28 protein-coding genes are annotated in these 24,918 nt (G+C 61.6%); 17 read left to right on the top strand and 11 right to left on the bottom strand.

The genetic code is table 11. The annotated features are described in order from the left end of the window. The 4 genes from trbF to ACSHXH_RS18010 form a co-directional block, all read left to right on the top strand. Positions 1-460 (top strand): conjugal transfer protein TrbF (gene trbF, locus ACSHXH_RS18025; RefSeq protein WP_435673192.1); only part of this gene is annotated, 460 nt, incomplete at its 5' end. Continuing rightward, positions 457-1,437: a P-type conjugative transfer protein TrbG gene (gene trbG, locus ACSHXH_RS18020; protein WP_435673191.1), complete on the top strand. Its 981-nt coding sequence runs from the start codon at positions 457-459 to the stop codon at positions 1,435-1,437. The genes trbF and trbG, both read left to right, overlap by 4 nt. Continuing rightward, positions 1,434-2,633: a TrbI/VirB10 family protein gene (locus ACSHXH_RS18015; protein ID WP_435673190.1), complete on the top strand. Its 1,200-nt coding sequence runs from the start codon at positions 1,434-1,436 to the stop codon at positions 2,631-2,633. Before trbG ends, ACSHXH_RS18015 begins: the two co-directional genes overlap by 4 nt. Then, the gene (locus tag ACSHXH_RS18010; protein WP_435673189.1) at positions 2,630-2,902 is read left to right on the top strand and encodes a DUF2274 domain-containing protein; all 273 of its coding nucleotides are present in this window, start codon (positions 2,630-2,632) and stop codon (positions 2,900-2,902) included. Before ACSHXH_RS18015 ends, ACSHXH_RS18010 begins: the two co-directional genes overlap by 4 nt. 235 nt (positions 2,903-3,137) lie before the next feature. Here ACSHXH_RS18010 and ACSHXH_RS18005 read toward each other — a convergent pair whose 3' ends face one another. The 6 genes from ACSHXH_RS18005 to ACSHXH_RS17980 form a co-directional block, all read right to left on the bottom strand. After that, a complete protein-coding gene (locus ACSHXH_RS18005) occupies positions 3,138-3,356 on the bottom strand; it encodes a hypothetical protein (protein ID WP_435673188.1) in 219 nt (72 codons plus the stop codon). Between the two features lie 138 nt (positions 3,357-3,494). Further along, positions 3,495-3,848, bottom strand: coding sequence for a chaperone modulator CbpM (locus ACSHXH_RS18000; protein ID WP_435673187.1), 354 nt, complete (start codon positions 3,846-3,848; stop codon positions 3,495-3,497). Then, entirely contained in the window at positions 3,845-4,792 is a 948-nt protein-coding gene (locus tag ACSHXH_RS17995; protein WP_435673186.1) for a DnaJ C-terminal domain-containing protein, read from the bottom strand. Before ACSHXH_RS17995 ends, ACSHXH_RS18000 begins: the two co-directional genes overlap by 4 nt. Before the next feature lie 153 nt (positions 4,793-4,945). Next, complete coding sequence (locus tag ACSHXH_RS17990) at positions 4,946-6,325, bottom strand: Do family serine endopeptidase (RefSeq protein WP_435673185.1); 1,380 nt, start codon at positions 6,323-6,325, stop codon at positions 4,946-4,948. 58 nt (positions 6,326-6,383) lie between these two features. Then, complete coding sequence (locus ACSHXH_RS17985; RefSeq protein ID WP_435673184.1) at positions 6,384-6,941, bottom strand: Hsp20/alpha crystallin family protein; 558 nt, start codon at positions 6,939-6,941, stop codon at positions 6,384-6,386. A 12-nt stretch (positions 6,942-6,953) separates the two neighbouring features. Then, positions 6,954-7,349 carry a cupin domain-containing protein gene (locus ACSHXH_RS17980; RefSeq protein WP_435673183.1) on the bottom strand — a complete coding sequence of 132 codons (396 nt, stop codon included), beginning with the start codon at positions 7,347-7,349 and terminating at the stop codon, positions 6,954-6,956. 166 nt (positions 7,350-7,515) lie between these two features. On the opposite strand from ACSHXH_RS17980, the gene ACSHXH_RS17975 reads away from it, so the two are divergent. The 3 genes from ACSHXH_RS17975 (at position 7,516) to ACSHXH_RS17965 (ending at position 9,287) form a co-directional block, all read left to right on the top strand. Continuing rightward, on the top strand, positions 7,516-8,094 hold the full coding sequence (locus ACSHXH_RS17975) for a hypothetical protein (protein WP_435673182.1): 579 nt from the start codon (positions 7,516-7,518) through the stop codon (positions 8,092-8,094). 139 nt (positions 8,095-8,233) lie between these two features. Further along, positions 8,234-8,545 carry a hypothetical protein gene (locus tag ACSHXH_RS17970; RefSeq protein ID WP_435673181.1) on the top strand — a complete coding sequence of 104 codons (312 nt, stop codon included), beginning with the start codon at positions 8,234-8,236 and terminating at the stop codon, positions 8,543-8,545. Between the two features lies 1 nt (position 8,546). After that, complete coding sequence (locus tag ACSHXH_RS17965; RefSeq protein ID WP_435673180.1) at positions 8,547-9,287, top strand: ZIP family metal transporter; 741 nt, start codon at positions 8,547-8,549, stop codon at positions 9,285-9,287. Positions 9,288-9,349: 62 nt separating this feature from the next. On the opposite strand, the gene ACSHXH_RS17960 is transcribed toward ACSHXH_RS17965, so the two are convergent. Beyond that, complete coding sequence (locus ACSHXH_RS17960; protein WP_435673179.1) at positions 9,350-10,123, bottom strand: ZIP family metal transporter; 774 nt, start codon at positions 10,121-10,123, stop codon at positions 9,350-9,352. Positions 10,124-10,271: 148 nt separating this feature from the next. Beyond that, positions 10,272-12,890, bottom strand: coding sequence for a cation-translocating P-type ATPase (locus ACSHXH_RS17955; RefSeq protein ID WP_435673178.1), 2,619 nt, complete (start codon positions 12,888-12,890; stop codon positions 10,272-10,274). A gap of 359 nt (positions 12,891-13,249) precedes the next feature. On the opposite strand from ACSHXH_RS17955, the gene ACSHXH_RS17950 reads away from it, so the two are divergent. From ACSHXH_RS17950 to ACSHXH_RS17915, 8 genes are all read left to right on the top strand, one after another. Then, positions 13,250-13,798, top strand: coding sequence for a flavodoxin domain-containing protein (locus ACSHXH_RS17950; protein ID WP_435673177.1), 549 nt, complete (start codon positions 13,250-13,252; stop codon positions 13,796-13,798). Between the two features lie 79 nt (positions 13,799-13,877). Further along, positions 13,878-15,569 (top strand): acetate--CoA ligase, encoded by a 1,692-nt coding sequence (gene acsA / locus ACSHXH_RS17945; protein WP_435673176.1) that lies wholly within the window; start codon positions 13,878-13,880, stop codon positions 15,567-15,569. Beyond that, entirely contained in the window at positions 15,566-17,563 is a 1,998-nt protein-coding gene (pdhA, locus tag ACSHXH_RS17940; RefSeq protein ID WP_435673175.1) for a pyruvate dehydrogenase (acetyl-transferring) E1 component subunit alpha, read from the top strand. Before acsA ends, pdhA begins: the two co-directional genes overlap by 4 nt. Positions 17,564-17,577: 14 nt before the next feature. Next, positions 17,578-18,786 (top strand): dihydrolipoamide acetyltransferase family protein, encoded by a 1,209-nt coding sequence (locus ACSHXH_RS17935; RefSeq protein WP_435673174.1) that lies wholly within the window; start codon positions 17,578-17,580, stop codon positions 18,784-18,786. Then, positions 18,783-19,028 carry an acyl carrier protein gene (locus ACSHXH_RS17930; RefSeq protein WP_435673173.1) on the top strand — a complete coding sequence of 82 codons (246 nt, stop codon included), beginning with the start codon at positions 18,783-18,785 and terminating at the stop codon, positions 19,026-19,028. The genes ACSHXH_RS17935 and ACSHXH_RS17930 overlap by 4 nt, the downstream gene beginning before the upstream one ends. 114 nt (positions 19,029-19,142) lie before the next feature. Beyond that, complete coding sequence (locus ACSHXH_RS17925) at positions 19,143-19,562, top strand: c-type cytochrome (RefSeq protein ID WP_435673172.1); 420 nt, start codon at positions 19,143-19,145, stop codon at positions 19,560-19,562. Between the two features lie 99 nt (positions 19,563-19,661). Next, positions 19,662-20,645: a zinc-dependent alcohol dehydrogenase family protein gene (locus ACSHXH_RS17920; RefSeq protein ID WP_435673171.1), complete on the top strand. Its 984-nt coding sequence runs from the start codon at positions 19,662-19,664 to the stop codon at positions 20,643-20,645. Between the two features lie 414 nt (positions 20,646-21,059). Further along, positions 21,060-21,830, top strand: coding sequence for an SDR family oxidoreductase (locus ACSHXH_RS17915; protein ID WP_435673170.1), 771 nt, complete (start codon positions 21,060-21,062; stop codon positions 21,828-21,830). Positions 21,831-21,976: 146 nt separating this feature from the next. Here ACSHXH_RS17915 and ACSHXH_RS17910 read toward each other — a convergent pair whose 3' ends face one another. From ACSHXH_RS17910 to ACSHXH_RS17900, 3 genes are read right to left on the bottom strand one after another with little or no spacing between them, the layout of a single operon-like run. Further along, positions 21,977-22,798, bottom strand: coding sequence for a hypothetical protein (locus tag ACSHXH_RS17910; protein ID WP_435673169.1), 822 nt, complete (start codon positions 22,796-22,798; stop codon positions 21,977-21,979). 7 nt (positions 22,799-22,805) lie between these two features. Continuing rightward, positions 22,806-23,210 carry a hypothetical protein gene (locus tag ACSHXH_RS17905; protein ID WP_435673168.1) on the bottom strand — a complete coding sequence of 135 codons (405 nt, stop codon included), beginning with the start codon at positions 23,208-23,210 and terminating at the stop codon, positions 22,806-22,808. Then, positions 23,207-23,635, bottom strand: coding sequence for a phasin family protein (locus ACSHXH_RS17900; protein WP_435673167.1), 429 nt, complete (start codon positions 23,633-23,635; stop codon positions 23,207-23,209). Before ACSHXH_RS17900 ends, ACSHXH_RS17905 begins: the two co-directional genes overlap by 4 nt. Positions 23,636-23,770: 135 nt before the next feature. Between ACSHXH_RS17900 and ACSHXH_RS17895 the strand changes: the two genes are divergently transcribed. Both ACSHXH_RS17895 and ACSHXH_RS17890 read left to right on the top strand, forming a co-directional pair. Next, positions 23,771-24,190, top strand: coding sequence for an SPW repeat protein (locus ACSHXH_RS17895; protein ID WP_435673166.1), 420 nt, complete (start codon positions 23,771-23,773; stop codon positions 24,188-24,190). Positions 24,191-24,282: 92 nt separating this feature from the next. Next, positions 24,283-24,843 (top strand): dienelactone hydrolase family protein, encoded by a 561-nt coding sequence (locus tag ACSHXH_RS17890; RefSeq protein WP_435673165.1) that lies wholly within the window; start codon positions 24,283-24,285, stop codon positions 24,841-24,843. The last annotated feature ends 75 nt before the right edge of the window (positions 24,844-24,918 follow it).

Below are 24,918 nucleotides of genomic sequence, written 5' to 3'. Positions count from 1 at the left end.
TCCCGTGCCCATAGTTCGTCTCCTTTGCTGCACATTATGCTATCAAAGGAGCGGCACCAAACCGCGACAGGTCCATCTCGCCCGCTTCGTCGAGCATGTCCGGCAGGTCCCGGCCGACCCGATCGTGCTGCGCCAGAACTGGCTGCGCGCCTACGATTTCGCCACAGATCGCGGCGCTGTCGCACTGAACGACCATGCCCGGGTGAACGATCCCTTCGCGCAGGTCGGCGACACGCAGATTTCCATCGAGGTCTCGAGTGTCATTCGCGCCTCGGATACGAGCTTCCGCGTCGCCTGGATCGAGCGGCGATACGAAAACGGTCAGCTCGCCACCACCGAACGCTGGACCGCCATCCTGACCGTCGTGGTCCAGCCCCCGCGCGATGCAGAACGCCTACGGGCAAACCCGCTCGGCGTCTATGTCCATGCCATCAACTGGTCGAGGGAGAATGCCCAATGAGACGACTTCGCCCCATCCCTGTTCTTCTCCTAGCGGCCACGGCGCTGACCGCCTGCACGGAGCAGCGCCCGCCCGAAATCGCCTATGACGACCATGTTCCGGCCCTCGCTCCGCCGCCGGCACCTCCCCCGGCCGAGGGGCCGCCCCGCCCAGTTCACACGCCGCCAGCCTGGACGCCCTCCCGCGGCGGCGATCCGGAAGCGGATACGCCGGAAGCGCGCATCATCGCCGCCAATGCCGCCGCCCGCGTCGAGCCCCGCCAGCTGGGCTATTACAACGCAATGCAGGTTTTTCCGTGGAGCGAAGGCGCGCTCTATCAGATCTACGCCGCCCCCGGGCAGATCACCAATATCGCGCTCGAACCTGGCGAACGCCTGACCGGCCCCGGCCCGATCGCGGCGGGCGACACCGCGCGCTGGATTATTGGCGACACCACGAGCGGCGCAGGCCGCACCGAGCGCGTGCATATCCTCGTCAAGCCCACGCGCCCGGACATCTCCACCAATCTTGTCGTCAACACCGACCGGCGCACCTATCACATCGAGTTGCACGCCGACGAAGAGACTTGGATGCCCAGCGTTGCATGGGCCTATCCAGAGGTGCGATCCACGCCCCGCACCCCGACAATCCGCCGTCCCGCGATCCCGCCCAAGGCCGAGCGGCACTACCGTTACGGCTTGCAGGGCGACGCCCCGCCCTGGCGGCCGGTCTCGGTCTTCGATGATGGACGGCGTGTCTATGTCGTGTTCCCGCCCGGCATCGCCCAGGGCGAAATGCCTCCGCTCTTCGTGATCGGCGCGGATGGACGCGGCCAGATCGTCAACACCCGCGTTCTCGGCAACGTGCTGATCGTGGACCGCCTGTTCGGGGCCGCAGAACTGCGTCTCGGCGAAAGACAACAGCAGGTCGTGCGGATCGTGCGGACAGATGGCGACCAGCGCCCGCCGCGCGCGCCCCAGCCGGAGGCGGAGCGATGACACAGACCCCTGATATGCGAGAGCCGACACGCACCGAGGAAGAAATCGCCCAGGAGCTTCGCCTCAGGCCCGATCCGACCCGTGTCATGCGCCTGTCCCGCCGGGCCATCGCCCTTGCCACCGCAATCGGCGGACTTGGCCTTGGCGCGATCCTGATCGTGGCCCTGCAGAACAACCGGCAGGAGGGCACCCAGACCGAGCTCTTTTCCACCGAACGTGTTCAGGCCGCTGAAGGGCTGTCCACACTGCCTCGAGACTACGCCGATGTCCCGCGTCTCGGTCCGCCCTTGCCCGGTGAGCTGGGCCACGCCATCCTTGGGGCGCAAGATCGCGGCCAGCCGGTCCCGGCACCGCCCCTTTCCGGTCCATTGGCCCCCACAGTCGATCCGGAGGAACAACGCCGCCTTCAGGAACTCGACGCCGCCCGACTGAGCGCCCTATTCGCCGAGGCGCAAACCGTGCCCCACGGCGGAGCACAGGCCACACCGACGCCCCCCGCGACCGACGCGCTCTTCCCCTCCACATTGGGCAGCCCGACGGCAAGCGATCCGGGCTCAAACCGGGAGACCTTCGTCACCCGTCCCGGAGACACGGACACCGTGAGTGCGCATCGCATGACGCTGCCGCCCAGCCCCTACATCCTGCAGGCCGGAACGGTGATCCCGGCCGCCCTGATCACGGGCCTCCGCTCAGACCTTCCCGGGCAAATCTCGGCCCAGGTGACGTCGAATGTCTATGACAGCCCCTCAGGGCGATACCTGCTGATCCCGCAAGGCGCTCGACTTCTGGGAGAATACGACAGCCGTGTCGCGGCCGGGCAAAGCCGCCTGCTCCTCGTATGGACCCGCCTCATCCTTCCGGATGGTCGCTCCATTGTTCTGGAACGCGCGCCCGGCACGGACGGAACCGGCGCGTCCGGACTGCAGGACCGGGTGAACTACCATTGGGGTCGTGTCTTCCTGGCCGCAGGCCTCGCCACGATCCTGAACCTCGGCCTGGAGAGCGGGGCCGACAGCGAGGATGACGTCGCCCGTGCCATCCGCGAAGCTGCACAGGACACGATCGGGCGGACCGGAGACGAGATCGTGCGACAGCAGCTCGCCGTCCCGCCGACACTGACCATCCGCCCTGGCTTCCCCGTCCGCGTCATGGTCACCCGCGACCTGATCCTCGAGCCTTTAGGAGAAGTCCGATGACGAAGCTGAAGCTTGGCCCGATCCATGACGACAAGCCGGTCAAACTGACGGTGGAGCTTCCCGCCGACGTGCACCGCGATCTCTGCGACTACGCGACGGTCCTAGGCCAACAGACCGGACAGGACCTTGAGCCCGCCCGCCTCGTCGCCCCCATGCTCGACCGTTTCATGGCCACGGACCGCGGGTTCGCAGCAGCGCGCAAGACGGGATCGCGGGCGAACCGCAAGAAACCAGACCCATCGAAGCCACTGGATACCGATCAGGGCTAAGTATCTGTGAAATCGAAAGTCTCTTGGCAGATCGCATTGCACACGGATCGCACATCGGTGCGCCATACCCGCCGCAGGTTGCTAGGGAGTCGGTCCGATCCTCCATCGCAAACAGCGTTTTTACGTAAGGTATGGGTCGATTTAAGCCGCCACTCAACATGCCATCGCGGTCGAAGAACCACAATGCCGACGAACCCTGACAATTCCTGCCGTCACCCAGAGCGCGCAATTCGCGTCAAAAGCTCAAAAGTAACATTACCTGGCGGCTCGCGTCTTTTTGGTGAACTCGCGCTTTCGCCGTTTTGAACTTCACGTAGGCCGACTGAAATCTGAGCAAGGCCTGATCGCGGTCCTCTCGAAGACGGCGAATGGGTGACTTCGGCGCGCCAACGGTGCCGCGATATGGCACTCGGTCGACCGGAAAGAACGATTGCATTTCGTTCAGTGCTGCCATCAGCCTCAGATCTGCATCTACATACCTACGATACGTTTTCGCCAAAAGGCGACGATGTCCGACCAGTTCTCTCTGCACCTCAACACCCTCCCTTTCACCTACGTTTCCTCGCTGCGATGACCACCGCATTCACGTCCATCAGTCAGTTCTTCCCGAAACGTCGGCATCAAACCGTGCGCGAAGGCGCGCCACGACGGCATGCCTGACACTGTCGGGCTGATTTTCCAGCGCCTCCAATAAGGTGTGCAAGTCTCGCCGGGTCTGATGCAGCCGGTCGATCAGCGTCAGCACCACCGGCACAGCGGTCGAGGGCAGAGCCATGTCCTTACGCAAGTCGCATAGGAGGCGAAGCCGCGCGACATCGAGGTCGTCGAAGACTGGACCGGTCTCGCTTAGTGTCGGACGTACCCAGCCCTCGCGCACCCAAAGACGCAATTCGCGCCGCGTCAGCCGACGGTTCTCGGCAAGGACCATATGTTCGGTGAAGCTCATGTCATCCTCCGCAATTCGGCCCGCGGGTCAAAACCAGCTTTGTCGCGCCAGCGGCGCGCCAGGTCTTTCATGTCATCATCGAGGTGTTTGGGCAGCACGATTTTCAGCCGAACGATCTGGTCACCGGCTTTTCCTCTGGACCGCTTGATACCCTTGCCGCGCAGGCGCAAGCGCTGACCCGAAGACGCGCCCTGGGGAATTGTCACCGAAACCGAACCCGACACGGTCGGCACATCAACTTTTGCGCCCAGAACTGCCTCGTCGAAAGTGATCGGCAACACCATCTTGATATCATCGCCAGACAGGCAGAACACGGGATGCGGGCGCACTGTGACGGTCACCAGAGCGTCCCCCGACTTGCCTTGGCCGAAACCGGGAGCACCCTTGCCGCGCAGACGCAGGGTCTGGCCGTCCTTCAAGCCGGGTGGAACGCCAATCTCGATATCGTTTCCATCTGGCATGGTGACGCGCCGTTTCGTGCCGCGAACAGCATCTAGGAACTCAACCTCAAGGTGATAGCGCAGGTCCTGCCCGCGGGCGTGCACCTCCTTGCGAAAGTCGCCCTGTCCGTGACCACCGGTGCGTCGACCAAAGAGTTGCGAGAAGATGTCTCCGAGGTCGTCCTCGCCCGTCGCAGTACCGAAACCGGATCTGAGGTCATATCTCCGACCTTCTTCCTGGTCAGCATAGTGGTGGTAGTATTGGCGTTCCGGCCGCTCCTGCCCACTCGCGTCGATTTCGCCCGCATCGAAACGGCGCCGCTTCTCGGGGTCGGAGAGGAGATCATAAGCGACTGAGGCGGCTTTGAACTGCTCCTGCTTGGCTGCGTCTTCCAGATGCAGGTCGGGGTGCAGATCCCTGACAAGCTTACGGTAGGCTTTCTTGATTTCGCCCTGCGTCGCGGTCTTGGACACGGCAAGTATTTTGTAGGGATCGGAATTCATCGTTCTCTGCTGGGCGGCCGACTGTTCTGCAACCGACCACATCCCTCCTTTGCCTTGTGCAGCGTGCGCGTTGCAAGCCGCCACCTCAGTCTCGGTGTGGCCGAGCGTTGGCCGTCAACTCCAATGCCACCCTGTCACGCGTCCTCTGGCAGACTACGACCTCAGGACAATCAGCATCGTCCTGCCATCGCGCCATATTTGCAGGGCAACCGCGCCGGGGGCGTCCTCCAAAGCGCGGTCGATGTCGCGGATCGTTTCCACCGACTGCCGATTGACGGCGGTGATCACGTCGTCGGCCTGAAGGCCTGCCCGCGCTGCGCGGCTGTCAGGCGTGATCTCGGAGACGACGACACCCTCGACCTCGCCCCATGCCGGATGGGAACGGACCAGGGTCGACAGACGGACACCGGCCAAGGCGTCCGGTCCACCACGGTCCCGGGCGGTCACCCGCTGCCCGCCAGCATCCGCTAACACGACCTCCGCCACGTGGCGCCTACCGATGCGGACATAGGTGATTTCGACATCGTCGCCCGGTCGGTGCAAGCCGATCATCTGGCGCAGATCGGCGGAGCCCTCCACAGCTTCGCCGTTCACGGCAACGATGACGTCTCCGGCAGAGATTCCGGCATCGTCTGCGGGCGTGCCAGATTCGACAGAACTCACGATTGCACCCGTCTGTGCCTCGACGCCAAGCGCGTCCGCCAGATCGGGCGTCAGGTCCTGGATCATCACGCCGAGGCGGCCACGCTGTACCTCGCCAAATTCGACGAGTTGGTCCATGACGGCCAGCGCCATGTTGATCGGTACGGCAAACCCGATGCCAACACTGCCGCCGCCGTTGGGCGCGATAATGGCCGTGTTGATGCCGACCAGATTGCCATCGAGAGTGATAAGCGCGCCACCCGAGTTACCGGGGTTGATCGAGGCGTCGGTCTGGATGAAGTCCTCGTAGCCCTCGGGATTGATCCCCGACCGGCCAAGCGCCGATACGATACCACTTGTGACGGTCTGGCCAAGGCCGAACGGGTTGCCGATGGCGACGACGAAGTCACCGACCAAAAGGTCCTCGGAATTGCCCAACGGCACCTCCGCAAGGCCATCTGCGTCGATCCTGAGAACCGCAATATCCGTGGCCGGATCTCGGCCGATCAACTCAGCCTCGAAAGTCCGATTGTCGCGTAGCGTGACGCGGATTTCGTCACCGTTTTCGATCACGTGATTGTTGGTCAGTATGTATCCGTCATCAGAGTCGATGATGACCCCGGAACCAGCGCTCATCTGCCGCTGTGGTGGCGGTTGCTCAAGCGGCGACAAGAAGGGCTGGAAGAACGGATCGCGAAAGAGCGGCGTTATCTGCGCCGGCCGGTCGGACACGACTGCGATGTTGACCACCGCGTCGTCCACAGCGTCGATGAGCGGCGCGATGGTCGGGATGCCGCGTTCATCCGACTCTGCGGATACGACCTGTGCAAATACAGGACCTGCAAAAACGCCAATCGACAAGACAACGAAAAAAGCCAGACGGCTCAGCATTGTTCATCTCCTTTGCGAAATTGCACCGCCGGGATCGCTCACGACAGCGCCTTGAGATTCAGGCGGCCCGAACCTCGATACGTTTGACCTTGGCCTTGGCCTGGGGGGTTTGCGGCAGCTTGACCGTCAGCACACCGTTCTTGCAGCTGGCCTCGGCCTTTTCGCCGTCGACGCCCGGAGGAAGCGGGATCGTGCGGTAAATCGCGCCATAGCTGCGTTCGGAGAGGTAATAGCCCTTCTTCTCCTCCTGCCGCTCGACCTTCTTCTCGCCCTTCACGGTCAGCATCTCGTTGGTGACCGAAACTTCGATGTCCTTCATCTCCATACCGGGCAGTTCGATCGACACTTCGACAAAGTCTTTCGTCTCGACCACGTCGGACTTCGCCTCACCGCTGCCCCAAGGCCAGTCGAGATCACCGACGCGTTTCCAGAAGCTTTCGAAAACGTGGTTCATGTCACGCTGGAGCGTGGCCATGGGGCTATTTTCGTCTGTCTTCGGTTCGGGCGCGTGTTCCCTGCGCGCCCAAGGGATCAGGTCCTTGATCTGCATCTTTCTTCCTCCCGTGCTTCTCGCGATGGTCAGGACGCCGACGCTGTAGATCGCAGGTGGCTCCATCACTCGCGTGGTCTATTCAGTGGTGCGCCCATCAAAATGTTCGTGGGATGCGTCGGCTTCGGCCTTGGTCTTATGAACAGTGCCTTCAACATGCTCGGGCGGCCCGTAGATCGTGTATAGACGCAACGGTTCCGAGCCGGTGTTGATGAAGTTGTGCTTGGCACCCGCAGGAACGATGACCCCGTCACCGCCTTTTACCGGATTGGCCACGTCATCGATCCACACTTCGCCCTTTCCCTTTTCGAAACGAAAGAACTGATCTCGGTCGTCGTGGATTTCCTCGCCGATCTCTTCGCCCGGCTGTAGCGCCATCAGCACCAATTGGATGTTTTGACCCGTGTAGAGAACTTTGCGGAAGTTGTCGTTTTCTTCGGTCAGCCTTTCGATATTGTCTGAAAAACCTATCATCGCGGCGTTTCCTGACTGAATTTGTTGGATGCGCGCCAGTCCACCCGTTCCAGCATCTTAACGATACCTTCCAGCCACCAAGACGCCATTGATCGCTGTCAACGCATTACCACCGGAAATGTGTTCCCGTGCGCATGACTGGCGACACCAAAAGCAGGGAGCAACCATGACTGACCTTGACGTGGAACAGCACAAAACTGCGGTGATCGACATTCCCGAGGCTGTCGGTGTGTTCGATACATTCGAGGATTTGCAAAAAGCATTCTACGATCTGCGGATGGTCGGGATTCATCATTCCGACATCAGCCTTTTGGCTGACGAAAAAACATTGATGGAAAAGCTGGGCAAGGCCTATTGGCGGTCTTCGGATCTGGAAGATGACCCACAGGCGCCGCGGGCGCACTTCGTATCCGAAGAAGCCATTGGCGAGTTGGAAGGCGCAATCGCCGGAGGGTTCTTTTTTGTCGGCTCATTTATCGCGATGGCGGCTATGCTCACGCCTGCAAGCACGCTTGCGGCCTCCATTGCCGCAATAGCCATCGGCGGCAGCCCGGCTGCGGTAATTGGCACCTTACTGGCACGCCGGGTCGGCAAACACCACAAGGACTACTACGCACATCAGATCGAGCACGGAGGCATCCTTCTCTGGGTCCGTGTGCGTGACAAGGAACGAGAAGAACTGGCCGTGAAGATCATGCAAGGACACTCGGGGCATGACGTTCATGTGCATTCGTGGAGCACATGAAATGTCCGGCGGCGACCCGTGATACGCACCGCGTTGCAGGACGGGTGCCAGCAATTCCTGCAACCGTTGATCGAGGCGGCTGTGCATTCGAGAGCTCGGGGAAAGAAACAACGGCTCAACTTGGTGAAAGAAAAATCTGATGAACGAGGAGCGGTTCAAGAAGGCTATTCTGGATCCACCGTCCGTATACCGAACACCTTCGGCCGTTCTGTCTGACCGCACGCTCACCTCAACTCAAAAAGCCGAAATCCTGCGCCGATGGGAGTATGAAGCGTGCGAGGTCGATGTCGCCGAGGAGGAAGGCATGCCGCGGCGGGACGGGACGTCACTTCAACAAATCCTGCAGGCGCTGCAAGAGCTTGTGGGTGAGATGAACACCGATGAGACGCCTCCCACCAAGCAAGGCGGCCTGCCCCGCAGCGCTTTGAGGCGCCGAGACCGAACGCCTTGACATGATGAACACGGCACCGTTGATCCCTTTCGCGCTTTGGGCGAGTTTGCTGGCTGGCCTCGTCACGACCGCTGGAGTACTAACTGTGCGCAACTTCGGGGATTGGGGCCGCCACAACGCCGTCTATTTCGCATGTTTCGCGGCAGGCATCCTGATCGCAGTTTCGTTCCTTCATTTGATGCCAAAAAGCATAACGCTCAGTGGCCAAAGCCCGATGTTCATGTTGACGGGCTATCTCCTGATGCATTTCTTCAATAGGTTTCTCACCACGCAGGTTTGCGACAAGCCAGCGACAGCGGACTACGCAATTGGTCTCGTCGCGATGCTTGGGATCGGGTTTCATTCGTTTGTCGACGGGGTGATGTATTCCGTCACGTTCACCGTCAGCTTTTTCACCGGGGTCGTTTCGGCGACGGGGATGGTCTTGCACGAGTTCCCCGAAGGCATCATCACCTATGTGCTTCTATTGCGTGGCGGTATTGGAGAGCGACGGGCTCTCAGGCTCGCACTGCTGTCCGCCGCAGCCACTACACCGCTCGGAACCCTCCTCTCCTACAATTGGATAAACCGCATAGGGACCTCGCTGCTGGGGGATCTAATGGCATGTTCTGCAGGTGCATTGTTTTATGTCGGTGCAACACATCTTCTCCCGATGGCGGAGCGTGAACCACGCCGGTTCTCCCTGATTGTGTTGGGCGCAGGAGTTACCACCGCATTGGGTATCACAATGAGCGCGCATTGATGGCAGCGCGCATTTCTCGATAACGCCCCTGGGAGCGCTACCGGACCGACGGAATAACGCTGTCAGCCGAACACGACATCAAGGAACATCATGACGACCACACCGAGTATCAGGCCCGCGGTGGCCGCCTTGTGGTGTCCGTGACGGTGGGTTTCCGGTATAATTTCATTGCTGATCACATAGATCATGGCGCCGGCCGCAAAGGTAAGTCCCCACGGCAACAGGAGTTGCGATGTGCTAACCACAACAACGCCAAAAAGACCAGCCACCGGCTCGACCAGGCCGGTGGCGGCAGCGACCGTGAAAGCAGAAAGTCTCGTGTATCCTTCAGAACGCAGCGCCAGTGCGACCGCAAGACCTTCTGGTGCGTTTTGCAGACCAATCCCGAAAGCGAGACTCGTTGCAGCGCCGACGTCCCCTCCGCCGAAGCCGACGCCAACCGCCAGTCCCTCAGGAACGTTGTGCAAGGTGATCGCAATTACAAACAGCCAGATCCTTCGAAGCGAGTCGGATGCCGGACCCTCAAGGCCCTTGATGAAGTGCTGGTGGGGTACTCGCTCGTCCAGAAGATAGATCGCCGTGGCACCAAGAATGACCCCACCAACTGTAATCAGGGCCGGGATTGCCCCCTCGCCGAATTGATCCCCGGCAATCTCAAGGCCGGGAATAATGAGAGAAAAGTACGAGGCCGAGAGCATGACACCTGCGGCAAACCCCAGGAGAATATCGTTTGTCCTTCGGGAAACCGCCTTTCCCACCAGGATCGGCAACGCTCCGACAGCGGTCATCAGGCCGGCAGCAAGACTGCCCAGAATTCCGAGCAAAATGACATTCATCGCCTCACGCCGGTGTCCTCGTTTGTGACGTACGGTTGACCATTTAAACTGATCCTCAGTGGGCCAGTTTTGCATCGCCTCGAATTGACCGTCCGGAACAATCTGCGGAGGAATTCAGCGGCTCTGGTCGCTTTTGTTCTTGAGTTTGTCATTGCCGAAAGACACGGGTGAACGCCAACGCTGCTTGCCCCAGGACCAGCGGGATCAAGCTTGCGCCGGCCGCCAAAACCAGGCCTTCCCTGCCCGGTGTGACGAGGTTGAGCGCAGCCGATAGCCCCGGCAGCCAAAGCGCTGCACCGATCAGGGCTAGGCAGAGCGCCAGCGCACCCCAAACGAAAGGGTTCCGTGTCACGTCATTGGCAATCAGCCGCGTGTCTGCGGCACGGGTGTTGAGGACGTTCCAGAGTTGCCCGAGCGCCAAGGTAAGGAAAGCCATGGTTACCGCCTGGTCGACCGGAAGGTCCATTTGAAAAAGCGCCAGCACGAAAGCTGCCAGCGTCGCAATGCTCTGCGCAGCCCCAAGCCCTGCAATCCGCAGCCATTCGGGCGGGCCAATGAGGGGCTCGGATGGGTTCCGCGGCGGGCGGTTCATCTCCTGCCCATCGCCTTGACTCAATCCCAAAGCGAAGGCGGGGAAAACATCTGTAACGAGGTTAAGGTAGAGGATCTGCAGCGGCAGGAGCGGCACGGGCAGCCCGGCACCCACCGCCACCGCCACGATCAGCACCTCGCTGAGATTGCATGACATCAGGTAGACGATGAACTTGCGAATGTTCCCGAAGATAATCCTGCCCTGACGAACGGCCTCGACAATCGTGGCAAAATCGTCGTCGTTCAAAACCATGTCTGCGGCTTCTCGGGCCACCTGCGTGCCGCGCAGCCCCATTGCCACCCCGATATCCGCCTGTTTCAACGCCGGAGCGTCGTTGACGCCATCGCCGGTCATCGCAACGATCTGCCCGTCCTGCTGGTGGAAAGAGACGAGCGTCAGTTTCGTTTCGGGCGCGACGCGGGCGAACACATCCGCCGCGCGCACCCTCGCTTGCGTCTCTTCCCCCGCACAATTCAGATCGAGGACCGCCAGTTCGCGCCCCTCGATCACCGTCGGGCCGTCGTTTCCGATCCCGGCGTCGGAGGCGATCCGCGCTGCGGTGGCGGCATGGTCGCCGGTCATCATGACGACCCGGACCCCGGCCGCGCGGCACGCGGCGATGGCCGGCGGAACATCGGCGCGAAGCGGATCGGCCAAACAGACCAGCCCGATCAGCGTCAGCCCCTCGTAGGGCTCTGCTCCTGCGCGACCCTCGCTCTTCATCGCCAGTCCCAACGTGCGCAGCCCTTCGGCAGCCACCCCTTCGTTGCGTCGGACCCATTCCAACTTCTCTGTGTCGGTCAGTGCACGCGGTCCGTCGCGGTCGAGGACTTGGCTGCAGGCTTCGATCACCGCCTCGGGTGCTCCCTTGATCGCATAGAAAGCGCCATCGGCTTCGGCACTAACGGTCGCCATCATGCGCCGCTCCGGATCAAAAGCGTGCTGCTCCAACCGCCTTTCCAGAGGCGCCAGACCCACACGGTCAGCGGCTTCAAGCAGCGCGAGTTCCATTGGATCACCCGTGCCCTTCCGGTTCCCATGCCCCAACTCCGCAGTTGTGCAGGCCGCACCGGTACGTAAAGCGAGTTCCACGGACGGGTCGCTTGCCTCGGGTTCAAATTCGCCATCTTCCAGCACGAAACGGACGACAGACATTCGATTTTCCGTGAGTGTGCCGGTCTTGTCCGTCAGGATCAAAGTCGTTGCCCCCAACGTTTCGACGGCCGACAGACGGCGAATGAGTGCATTGCGACGGGCCATTCGCCACATGCCGCGTGCCAGAGACAGAGTCGCAACCACCGGCAATCCTTCCGGTATCGCCGCCACAGCCAAGGCGACCGCGGTCTGTATCATGATGGTCGGTTCCTGACCGCGCAGGATGCCCGTCAGGGCGGTGCCCGCGGCAAGGACTAGGGTCAGCCAGATCAACGTATGACCCAGCCGTTCCAGCCGCACTTCGAGGGGCGAGGTTCCTCCTTGCGCGGCTTCGGTCAGCTGGCTGATCCGTCCCAGTTCGGTGGCCATGCCCGTTGCGGTAACGATGGCCTCGCCGGCCCCGCGCGTGATCGCGGTGCCCTTGAAGACCATCGATGTGCGTTCGGCAAGGATCGTATCCTCGGCAACGGGCTCCGCGGATTTGGCCACCGGCGCCGCCTCGCCGGTCAGAATGGATTCGTCGGCCTGCAGGGAAGACGCCTCGCTCAGACGCAGGTCCGCTGTCACCACGTCGCCGCCCTCGAGAACGACCACATCGCCGGGTACCACGTCGCGTGCGTCGATCATCTGGACGCGGCCGTCCCGGCGAACACGTGTCCTCACCTCGGCGATGCGAAACAGTGCCTCCATTGAACGGGCCGCCCGCAGTTCGGTGACAAAACCGATCGTGCCGTTGAGCAGGAGCACGATTATTATGGCACCGCCCTCCGCAATGTCGCCCATGATCAGCGAGATGACAGCGGCCGCTGCAAGCAACCAGACGATGACGCTCCGAAACTGGTGAAACAGCATCGCCATCGCGCTTCTTGGCTTCTGGCGACGCAGGCGGTTGGGACCGTGGGACCTGAGCCGCCGCACGGCCTCGGCCTGAGACAGGCCTGTTTCAGGCGACGCAGCCAGCAGTTGGGCAACCTTGCCAGACGAGAGCGTATGCGGCGCTTCGGAGAGCGTCAAATTCACGGTCTGTCCCAACTGGTCCGGCCCAGGGTTCTTGATCGTCGGTGTCCCAGGTCCCTGGTCCTTTCTCGACAAAGTGGGTTCACTCGCATTTCCAAGCAGCTTCTTCTACCGATCATTTTCCAGATTGCGAGCCACACCGGCGTTGACGCAAATCAATGGATGGTGTGGCGATTTCGACAAACCGCGCGTGGCGGTTGACGGAGCCCGGCCGATCGAAACGTGTCAGGTGGCCTGCAAGCACTTGCCCTTTGGATACTAATGCGGCGACCGCGTGAGGCATTGACCGTGCGCAACATAGGTTTGGGGTCCGATTGACAGCAGTCAATGCCGCCGGTCCTGAAGCGATCTAGGGGAGAGCAATGAAAATTCTCGTTGCCTACGCCTCGACCGATGGTCAAACCCGCAAGATCTGCCGCGTCGCGGCGGATTGGCTTGCGGATCAGGCCACTGCGGTCGAACTTCTACCGCTTGCCGATGCCGATGACATAGACCTGACACGCTTCGATGCGGTGTTACTGGCAGCATCGGTTCATGGCGGTCGCTATCAGAAAGCACTGACGGAGTTCTGCGCCAACCGTGCCGACACTCTGTCTGCGTTGCACAGTCTGTTCCTCTCAGTCTCGCTTGCCGCTGCGGGTCACGAAGCCGAAGACTGGCAGGGACTGGAGAAAATTCTTACCGATTTCACCGCAGCCACGGGCTGGACCCCTGATCGGGTCGAACAGGTGGCGGGAGCCTACAAGCCCTCTGAATACGATGTTTTCCGCCGTTTCGTGATGCGCCGCATCCTTGCGAACAAGGATCCGTCGGCGGATCTTTCCACTGATATCGAGTATACCGACTGGGTAGCGCTCAATGCGGTTCTGGCTGATTGGACTGCGTCCGTAACGGCCGACGACAGGCAGTGACTCCACGGTGCAGTGATCGCCGTCAATGCGCCCTCGCTCGCCCCATCCAAATCTGGTCAATGAGGAGGATCATACGTCGATGACCAACCGCCACAATAACCATGATGCGGACCCGTGGGCCGAAGCCCGTGCGATGCTCGACATGCCCGGCGGTATGCTGAACATCGCCTATGAGGCGGTGGACCGGCATGTGATGCACGGGAACGGGGATGAGACTGCGATGCTCTGGCTCGGCAAAGGCGGAAATCGTCAAGAACTGACCTACGCAGACATATCTCGAAAATCATCGCGTTTCGCCAACGTCCTTGCCGCCCATGGGCTAGCCCCCGGCGACAGCGTCTTCGCGCTGTTGGGCCGCGTTCCCGAGCTCTACATCGCCGCGCTCGGCACGCTGAAGGCGGGCATGGTTTTCACACCGCTCTTCTCGGCCTTCGGGCCGGAACCCATCCGCACCCGGATGAAGATAGGTGCCGCGAAGGTGCTTGTCACGACACCGGACCTCTACAAGCGCAAAATCGCGTCCTGGCGCGACGAGATCGGGACGCTGAAGCTGGTCCTTGTGACCGGCGAAGATGCAGCCGAAGGCTGCGTCGCTCTCGGCCCCGCAATGGCCGCTGCATCGCCCGATTTCGACACCGCCCCCACCCGGCCCGAAGATCCCGCGCTGATTCATTTCACGTCCGGCACGACGGGGCGGCCGAAAGGCGCGGTCCACGTTCACGAGGCGGTGCTCTACCACGCTTTCTCGGGCCGGCACGCGCTGGATTTGACGCCCGGAACGACCTATTGGTGCACGGCCGATCCCGGCTGGGTCACCGGCACGTCTTACGGCATCATCGCGCCGCTGGTACACCGGGTGAAGATGATCGTGGATGAGGCCGAGTTCGACCTCGATCGCTGGTACAGCACGATTGAGCGGGAAAAGGTCGAGGTCTGGTATACCGCGCCAACCGCGATCCGGATGATGATGCGCTCGGGCTCGGATGCGGCCAAGCCGTATGACTTTTCGTCGCTGAGGTTCCTCGCCAGTGTCGGAGAGCCGTTGAACCCCGAGGCGGTGGTCTGGTCGGAAAAAGTATTCGGCCAGCCGTTTCACGACAATTGGTGGCAGACCGAGACCGGCGGGATCATGATCGCCAACTTGCCCAGTATGACGGTCAAGCCCGGCTCGATGGGCAAGCCCATGCCGGGGATCGAGGCGGGCATCGTCGATCGCGAGGACGGTGCACTGAAGGAACTCGGCACCGGCGAAGTCGGCGAACTGGCGCTCCGGCCCGGCTGGCCTTCGATGATGCGGGCCTACCTGAACGAGCAGGCGCGCTACGACAAGTGCTTCGCGGACGGATGGTACCTGTCGGGGGACCTCGCAAGGCGGGACGAGGAAGGGTATTTCTGGTTTGTCGGACGGGCCGACGACCTGATCAAGACCTCCGGCCACCTGGTTGGGCCCTTCGAGGTGGAAAGCGTGTTGATCGAGCACCCGGCGGTGGCCGAGGCAGGCGTTATCGGCTTGCCCGACGAAACCGCAGGCGAGATCGTCAAGGCCTATGTAACGCTGAACCCAGGGTTCACGGCTGGCGTGGCGCTGGAGCGTGAATTGCGCGGCCATGCCCGCAAAAGGCTTGGCCCGGCCGTTTCCCCGCGCGCGGTGGTGTTCCGCGAAAACCTGCCCAAGACCCGTTCCGGCAAGATTATGCGGCGGCTGCTCAAGGCGCGGGAACTGGGCCTGCCGGAAGGTGACATTTCCACTCTGGAGATCGACGAGACATGAGTGTGCCCGACAAACCCAAACTTGACCGGAAACATGTGCTGGCGCTGCTGCGCGACATGATCCGCATCCGCCGTTTCGAGGATAAATGTGCCGAGCTCTACACCCGGGAGAAAATACGCGGCTTCCTGCATCTCTATGACGGGGAAGAGGCAATTGCCGTCGGGGTCATCCCGGTTCTCGGACCGCAGGACCGGGTCGTCGCCACCTATCGCGAGCACGGGCACGCATTGGTGCGCGGCGTACCCATGACAACAATTATGGCCGAGATGTATGGTAAGGCCGAAGGCTGCTCCGGCGGGCGCGGCGGGTCGATGCATCTTTTCGATGCCGACACCAATTTCTACGGCGGCAACGCGATTGTGGGCGGCGGTCTGCCGCTGGCGACCGGCCTCGCACTGGCGGACAGGATGCAGGACACCAACACGGTGACGGCCTGTTTCTTTGGCGAAGGGGCCGTGGCCGAGGGTGAGTTTCACGAGGCGATGAACCTCGCCGCGCTCTGGTCCCTGCCGGTTCTGTTCGTCTGCGAGAACAACGGCTACGCGATGGGTTCGGCGCTGGCACGGACCGAGTCGGAAATCGATATCCACGAAAAGGCATCCTCCTACGGGGTGGAGGCGCGCCAAGTCGATGGCATGGACGTCGTCGCGGTGGAGGCCGCCGCGCGCAAGGCCATCGGCAAGATCCGCGAGACCGGCAAACCGGTGTTCCTCGAGTGCAAGACCTACCGGTTCCGGCCGCACTCCATGTTCGACGCGCAGCTCTACCGCGACAAGGCCGAGGTTGAGGAGTGGCGCAAGCAGGGCCCGATCGTCCGTTTCCAGGGCTGGCTGCTAGAGAACCGCCTGATCCACGAGACCGACGTGGCCGAGATCGAAGCAGAGGCCGATGCCGAGATCGCCGGCGCCGTGGCGTTCGCCGAGGACGGGACATGGGAGCCGGTCGAACAGCTGGCACAGAACGTGTATGGCCCCGCGCCCGGGCCGCCGAAGCCAACGGATCCTTCGGGCAAGCTTGTGGAAACCACTTACCGCGAGGCGGTGAAACAGGCGATCCGCGAAGCGGTGATCCGTGACGACAGGGTATTCCTCATGGGCGAGGACGTGGGGGCCTATGGCGGCTGCTACGCGGTCTCGAAAGGCTTGATGGCGGAATTCGGCGAAGACCGGATCCGCGACACGCCACTGTCTGAAAGCGGCTTCACGGGCGCGGGCATCGGCGCGGCGGCGGTCGGGATGCGGCCGATCGTCGAGTTGATGACCGTCAATTTCTCGCTGCTGGCGCTCGACCAGATCATGAACACGGCGGCGACGATCCGGCACATGTCGGGCGGCCAATTCGGCGTCCCGCTGGTGATCCGCATGGCGACCGGGGCGGGCAAGCAGCTTGCGGCGCAACATTCGCACAGCCTAGAGGGATGGTATGCGCATATCCCGGGGCTGAAGGTTCTGGCTCCGGCCACGCTGGAGGACGCGCGCGGCATGCTCTGGACAGCGCTGCAAGACCCTGACCCGGTGCTGATCTTCGAGAACGTGATGCTCTACAACAGGGCGGGCAAGATCGACAGTAACGCCGGCGCGGTCGACATCTCGAAGGCCGCAGTGCGGCGCGAGGGGCGCGACCTGACCCTCATCACTTATGGCGGGTCGCTGTACAAGACCCTGCAGGCTGCGGAGGACCTGGCCGGGGACGGCATCGAGGCCGATGTGATCGACCTGCGCAGTCTGCGCCCGCTGGATGACGCGACGATCATGGCCTCCGTCGCCAGGACCCGCCGCGCGTTGATCGTGGACGAGGGCTGGCGCAGCGGATCATTGGCCGCCGAGGTCTCGGCCCGGATCATGGAGCAGGCTTTCTGGTCGCTCGATGCCCCGGTGGGGCGCGTCTGCTCGGCAGAAGTCCCGATCCCTTATCCCAAGCACCTGGAAGACGCCGCGATCCCGCAAGTGCCGGGCATCGTCGCGGCCGCGCGCGCGATGCTGGGGCGGGCCTGATGGGCAGCTTCACCATGCCGTCGCTCGGGGCCGACATGGAGGCGGGCACGCTGGTCGAGTGGCTGGTGAAGCCGGGTGACGAGGTGCATCGAGGCGACGCGATCGCAGTGGTCGAGACCCAGAAGGGCGCCATCGAGATCGAATGTTTCGAAGACGGAAAAGTGTTGGAATTACAGGCCGATCTTGGGGCGACCCTGCCCGTGGGCGCGCCGCTGGCGCTGATCCTTGGCCCCGGCGAGACAGCGCCAGAATCGAAAGAGCCCGAAGCGCTTGCCGTTGCCGCCAAGCCCGAAGCTGTGCCCGCCCCAGCCATTGCAGGCAAGCCGGAAGCCGCACCCAGTCACGTCGTTGCCGACAAACCCGAAGCCACGCCCGGTCCAGCGGTTGCGGCCCCACTGGCCAGCGGTGCCACCGCTGCCTCGCCCGCCGCGCGCGTCCGCGCCCGTGAACTTGGCATCGACCTAGCGACGGTCACAGGAAGTGGACCGGCGGGTGCTGTCCTTCTGACGGATCTGGAGGCACGGAATACAGCTGCGGCGAGGGCGCAGACCGCCTCGCCGATGGTAGATATGCGCAAGGCCATCGCCGCGGCGATGGCGCGCTCCAAGCAGACGATCCCGCATTTCTATCTTTCGGAGACCATAGACGTGCAGCCCGCGCTCACGTCGATGGACGCCCGGAACGCAGATCGGGCGCCCTCCGACCGGCTGCTGCTGGGTGCGTTGTTCGTGCGCGCCACGGCTCTGGCTGCCGCGAAGGTACCGTCGGTGAACGGGCAATTCGTCGACGGCTCGTTGCGCCCCTCCGAGCGCGTAAACGCCGGTGTCGCCGTGGCCTTGCGGGGCGGCGGGTTGGTTGCGCCGGCGCTGATCGATGCGGACGCGATGTCGCTCGACGAGACGATGGCTGGCATGCGTGACCTGGTTTCCCGCGCACGGGCCGGGCGGCTCCGATCCTCGGAAATGACCGAAGGTACGATCACGATCTCCAGCCTGGGCGGGACCGGAGCAGAGGCGATGGCCGGCGTGATCTTTCCGCCGCAGGTCGCGCTGGTGGGCCTGGGGGCGCCCAAGCTGCGCCCCTGGGTCGTGGACGGCGCGGTTGCGCCACGGACCGTTGTCACCCTGACCCTGTCCGTCGATCACCGGGCGAGCGACGGCCGACAGGCCGCACGCTTCATCGCGGAGTTCCAATGCCATATCGCTTCGCCGGAGACACTATGACCAAGCAAGACATTCGCACCGCTTTCATCGAAGAACTGGTCGCCATCGCGCCCGACATCGACCCGGCGACCCTTGGCGAGAACGATCACCTGCAGGACGATCTGGAACTCGACTCGATGGATGTCCTGAACCTGGTGACCGCGCTGCATCGGAGGCTGAATGTCGACATCCCGGAAACGGATTACCCGCAGATCGCCACCTTGGCGCTTGCGGTGTCCTATCTGAGCGCCCGGGTGGCGTAATCGGCGACAGCGCCGCTTCCCTGCTCGCGCCCGACATTGACAGCCGTCAATGCGCAGGACGATTTCAGCGCGCACGGTGAACCAGCGGTTATCAAATCAGGAAGGAAAGATATCATGGTCCCTGACGGTGCACATTTTTTACCAGCTTTCTCGGCACTTGCAGTCTTGGCGCTCTGCCTTGCCGCCACGCCCGCCATATCGGATGAAACCGGGCGGCAGGAATACATGAGCTATTGCTCGTCCTGCCATGGCGACACTGGCAAGGGTGACGGCGAAGTCGCCCGGTTCCTGAATGTCGAAACCCCTTCCCTGACCACGCTTTCCCAACAAAACGATGGCGAGTTTCCGCTTCTGGAGGTCATACAGGTCATCGACGGGCGGTCTGGTCTGGGCCCGCACGGCACGTTGATGCCGGTTTGGGGTGACCGGTTCAAAGAGGCATCGATCGCCGCGACGGAAGCGTACGGGGCAGAAGTTATCGTGCGCGGGCGGATCTTGTCGCTGGCTACCTATCTGCAATCGATACAGGAATAGCCGTTTAAGAGCGAGATAGGTGCCGCGGGGCGTTGCTCTGTAAAACGGATCTGACACTCATGTGGCAATGTCCGGTTGCCGCCAAAGGGATTGGACGCCATGCGCGCGATGGTCCTAGAAAAACAAAACGCCCCGCTGGTCGCCCGTGACCTGCCGGACCCCAACCCGGGACCGGGCGAAGTGCGGCTCAAGGTGGAGGCCTGTGGCGTCTGCCGCACTGACTTGCATATTCTCGATGGCGAGCTGTCCCATCCCAGTCTTCCGCTGATTCCGGGGCACGAGATTGTCGGGCGTATCGACGCGCTTGGCGCAGGTGTCGAAGGTCTGACACTGGGCCAGAGGGCCGGGGTGCCTTGGCTTGGCCGCACGTGCGGGACATGTCCGCATTGCCGCGCCTATCGCGAAAACCTCTGCGACGCGCCTGAATTCACGGGCTACACCCGCAACGGCGGGTATGCCGAACTGTGCGTGGCCAATGCCGGATATGTCTTTCCTCTGCCCGACGATGGAGACCCCGTGCGATTGGCGCCGCTGCTTTGCGCGGGGTTGATAGGTTACCGCACGTTGAAGCTCGCCGGTTCCGCCGACCGTATCGGGCTTTACGGGTTCGGGGCGGCGGCGCATATCCTGTGCCAGCTCTCCGTCTGGCAGGGCAGGAAGGTCTATGCCTTCACCCGTCCCGGCGACCAATTGGCGCAGGCTTTCGCCCATAGTCTGGGCGCGGTCTGGGCAGGGTCGTCCGACGCCAGCCCGCCCGAGCCGCTGGACGCCGCATTGATCTTTGCGCCAGTCGGCGCGCTTGTTCCCAAGGCGCTCAAGGCGGTGCGCAAGGGCGGCTCTGTCGTCTCGGGCGGCATCCACATGAGCGACATTCCTACCTTTCCTTACGCCGATCTTTGGCAGGAGCGTGTCATTCGCTCGGTTGCGAACCTGACGCGCAGCGATGGAGAGGAGTTCCTGCCGCTGGCCTTTGAGGCCAGCATAGAGACCGAAACCACGGTCTATCCTCTGGAAAAGGCAAATCGCGCGCTGGACGACCTTCGCTCCGGGCTGTTCACCGGGGCTGCCGTTCTGGTTCCCTGACGCGGGGCCGAAACTTTGAAGCCGTCGGCCGCAGATTGATCCGGGTGGCGGCTGTGTCAACGTCGCCCTAACAATTGTAAAACGCGGCGGGCTTGTCTGGGCCTTTGTCGTCGGCCGCGGAGCACTGGGCAATCGTGTCCCTCTCCGTGACGCCGGACAGTTTCTTGACCGTCGAACCCAACGTGGCATAGGCCGAGGGAGGTGACGCTCGCCAAGGGCAGGCTTGATTGCTCTCTTTTCAACGACTTCAGCAGAACCAGCTAAAGATCATTTCGAACGACAATATGACAGCGCCCTGAAGGCCATCTCCATTTCAGTGACGGCATGTCTTTCGGTCAATGGGCCATTGACGGCAGTCAATGCGTGGCGGCGACCGCAGCGCAAAATGTGATTGAAACAAGAAAGGAGTCTCCGATGGCCATGATCTCAGGAAAAGTCACACTAGTCACCGGCGCGGCCGCGGGGATCGGTCGCGCGACCGCACAAATATTCGCCGATGAGGGCGCTAAGGTCGTGGTGTCCGACATAGATCAGACGGGCGGCGAAGAAACCGTATCGCTGATTAAGGATACTGGCGGCGACGCCATGTTCGTCAAGGCAGATATCTCCAAACCCGAAGACGTCGCAAAAATGATTGATGAGACGGTCAAGGCCTACGGACGTCTTGACTGCGCCTGCAACAATGCCGGTATCGAAGGGAAGATCGCACCGTTGGCGGAGCAGACAATCGAGAACTTCGACGCAATATTGAGCGTCAACCTGCGCGGCACATTTCTCTGTCTTCAAGCCGAAATCCGGCAGATGCTGAGCAACGGTGGCGGCGCCATCGTCAACTTGGCCTCGGTCGCCGGTCTCATCGGGTTCCCAGGGCTTTCACCCTATACCGCATCGAAACATGCAGTGAACGGCCTGACAAAGAACGCGGCACTTGAATATGGAAAACAGGGGATCCGGGTCAACTCGGTTTGCCCCGGAGGAATTGATACCCGGATGCTTGACTCGCTTGCCGAACAGAGCACGGGTGGCGCACAGTCAACACGGGAGATGATGGAGCCTCTGCATCCAATCGGGCGGATTGGCACGCCTAGGGAAGTTGCGGAACTGATCGTCTGGTTGTGTTCGGACCGTGCCGGTTTCATGAGCGGCACCAATATACCCGTAGATGGTGGATTTGTAGCGCAATAGCATATTGCATCCCAACGACATAGCGAAGCCCCCTACCCTACTTGTGGGTCAAATATGCACGCTGATGTCATCCAGATTTCGGCGCAGCGCCAGCCACAGACGGCGTCACAAGCAGACGCGCAAATCAGCCCGTCAGATCGTCAAGTTCAACGGGCCATGAATAGCGGCACCGCTGAAATACCTGGCAAGTCGCGCGTCACGCCACCGAGCAGGAGTTCGCGGAACCGCGAATGACCATATGCACCGGATATCATTAATTCGGCTCCGCTTTCGATCTGGTGGCGTTTCAACGCCTCGGCATCAGTCATGTCATCAGACGCCACCCGTGCGATTGATGTGGGTAAATCATACCGCGACAGCATCAGCGCGAGTTCCTCTGCCGAGTGCATTTGGTCTGCAGAGGCATCGACGAGCACGATCTCGATCTCGTCGATACTGACCAATAACGGATGGGCCCGACGAACGGCCCGCAGGGCCACGGGACTGCCGTCCCATGCGATCATCACGCGCTTGGGATTGAGGTTTACTGTCTCGGTACAAATCAACACCGCAGCGTCGCCGTGAAACAGCGCACCTTCGAACGCGCGTTTCGCGCCTTGGTAAAAATCATCTCCCACCGGTTGGGCCAACACGACCAAATCGGCGTACCGGGCGCGGCGACCAAACTTAAGTGCAAGTTCGGCGGGCGTGGTGACAAGCGGAAACGCCTCGCCACGGAGCGATTCAATCTTGAGCCGCTCTGTTGCTTCCACAACAAGCTTTGCCGCGTCTTCTTCTGCATGTGCATTCAATTTCTCGCGGACCTCCAAGCCGCCGTACCCATAAGGGACATCACCAACTATCTCTGGAGCATATCCAATGGCTGCAATGCTGAGATGAGCGTCGAATTGCTGCGCCGCTGCTACGGCCGCCGAAATCTGTTTTTCGGAACTCGGAGACCCGTTCCAATACGTCAGGATGGATTTCATGGGCATATCAGGCGATCCTCTTACGTGCGGTGAAGGGCAGTGTTCCGTCTTCAATCAGCAGCGACATTTCGGACTGCACGATAACATCAGCGCATCGTGAAAGACCCTTGAACTGTCGTTTGAAATCCGACCGTGTCGTGATGAAGGGAAACGCGACGCCATGGACACCTTGTGCCTCGAGCCTGGCGAACGCCAGTCGCATAAGGTCCGACGCTTCTTTTGCCGCTTGCATTCGAAGCACTGCGCGGCCTGGTGTATACTGTGCGGTGCGACGGAACTCGGGGACAAAGGAGATGGACGCCACGCTGAGATGTGCATCGAACCATAGCGCGACATCTATCGCAGACTGCAACAACTCCTCACCTTCCGGCGAACCATCAAACCAGGTCAGGACCGTCTGGACAAGCATCACGCTGCCTCTGCCTTTGTCGCGCTCGCGCCAGCGAGTGCACCGTTCGTCGCCACAGCGACCGTTTCCTCGAACTGCTGCTGGATGTCAGATGTGGCCGCTCGCGCACCATCCGCACAGAGTTCCGTCAATCGGCGGGCCTCCTCTGCGCAATCTCGCTGTGCGGTCTGATAGAATTCAACCCACGCTGACCACGCTTCGGCAGGATCCTTCATGTCCGCAAGGCCAGTGAACAGGTCGCGATCCCGTTCCAAGCGCCGGTTCAGGAATTCAAGACACTCCTGATTCATTCGAACCACTTGCTGCCATCCGCTTGCCTGAGCTTTTGCTGTGGTGCCGAACAGTTGGTGAAAGTTCAATGGAGAGTTGAACGGCAACGCCGTTGGTCCGTCCGGACGCGCTCCGTGCCGCTGTTTTGTCTTGGTCATTGGCTTCCTCCTTTTGCATGAGTCGAACTTTGCAGGATGCAGGTTCTCACGCATTGACGGCGCACAACGCAGTTTTGTCATTCGAGACCAGAGAATGAAAAATCCCTAAAGGCGGGCACCCGTTGATTGCAGTCAATGAAGACCCAGCATTTTCAGAAGAGAATAACAGATCATGACTTTGTTCTGGAGGAAGAGATCATGGAACGGATGCATTTTCAGGATGGTATCACGCTCGTTGCTGGTGTCGTACTCATTGCGGCCCCCTTCGTTCTCGCCATCACGCCGCCGGAGGGTATGGGCCTTGCGCTGCTGATTGCAAACTTTGTGGCTTCGGGCGCCGCCGCCATTATTCTTGGTGCGGCTGCGCTTTTCTATTTCCACAAGTGGGAAGAGTGGCTCGGCATCGCGCTTGGGGTCTGGCTCGTGGCCTCGCCATGGATATTGGGATTCACCTACTCGCAGTCAGCCATGTGGACGGCGATTGCCTGCGGCGCTGTGATCGCTGCTATGGGTGGCTGGAGAACCGTGGAGGAGAATGGCGAGCGCGCCTATTGACGACGTATTGACCGGATGGGTGTCAGGCTTCCCATAGACGGCTATTACCTGCCAGGAGCGCTTAATTTAGGGGGATCGCGCAAGCGGGGTGGGTGATCTTCGCGCATGGCAGCGGAAGCAGCCGTCTGAGCCCGCGCAATCGTGCCGTCGCGGCCGCGTTGCGTGAGAAGGGCTTCGCGACGCTGCTTTTCGACCTTCTGACCGAGCAAGAAGCGCGCGACCGCACCAACGTGTTTGACATCTCCCTGCTCGGTCGCCGGGTGTCCGGAGCGCTCAGGTGGGTTCGAGAGACTGCAGATATCAAAGATTTGCCCATCGGTCTTTTCAGAGCGAGTACCGGAGCGGCTGCCGCTCTCGTGGCGGCCGCCGTAACCCCGAGCGAGGTGGCCGCAGTCGTCTCCCGCGGCGGGCGTCCAGATCTCGCGGGGGAATGGCTCGCACGTGTCAAATGCCCGACGCTGCTGATTGTCGGCGGTGCCGATACACAGGTGCTTGCACTGGACCGTACCGCGTTTTCAAGAATCCGTGCACAGCAATCGCTTGAGATCGTGCCGGGCGCCACGCATCTTTTCGAAGAAGTAGGCGCCCTTGATCAGGTGGTCGAGCTTGCGGCTGCATGGTTCCAAAGGGCCTTTGCGCAAGTGCAGCCTTGACGGCCCCGAGCAGACTTGGCGGTATTCTGACCAAGCTTTGGGGGTCGGTCTGGCGTCAAACCGGAGGCTTAGACC

The sequence above is a fragment of the Marivita sp. genome (assembly GCF_051251565.1).
In the GTDB taxonomy this organism is placed as follows: Bacteria; Pseudomonadota; Alphaproteobacteria; order Rhodobacterales; family Rhodobacteraceae; genus Marivita.
The sequence above is the reverse complement of the archived record's forward strand: the minus strand, read 5'-3'. Positions and strand labels throughout refer to the sequence as shown.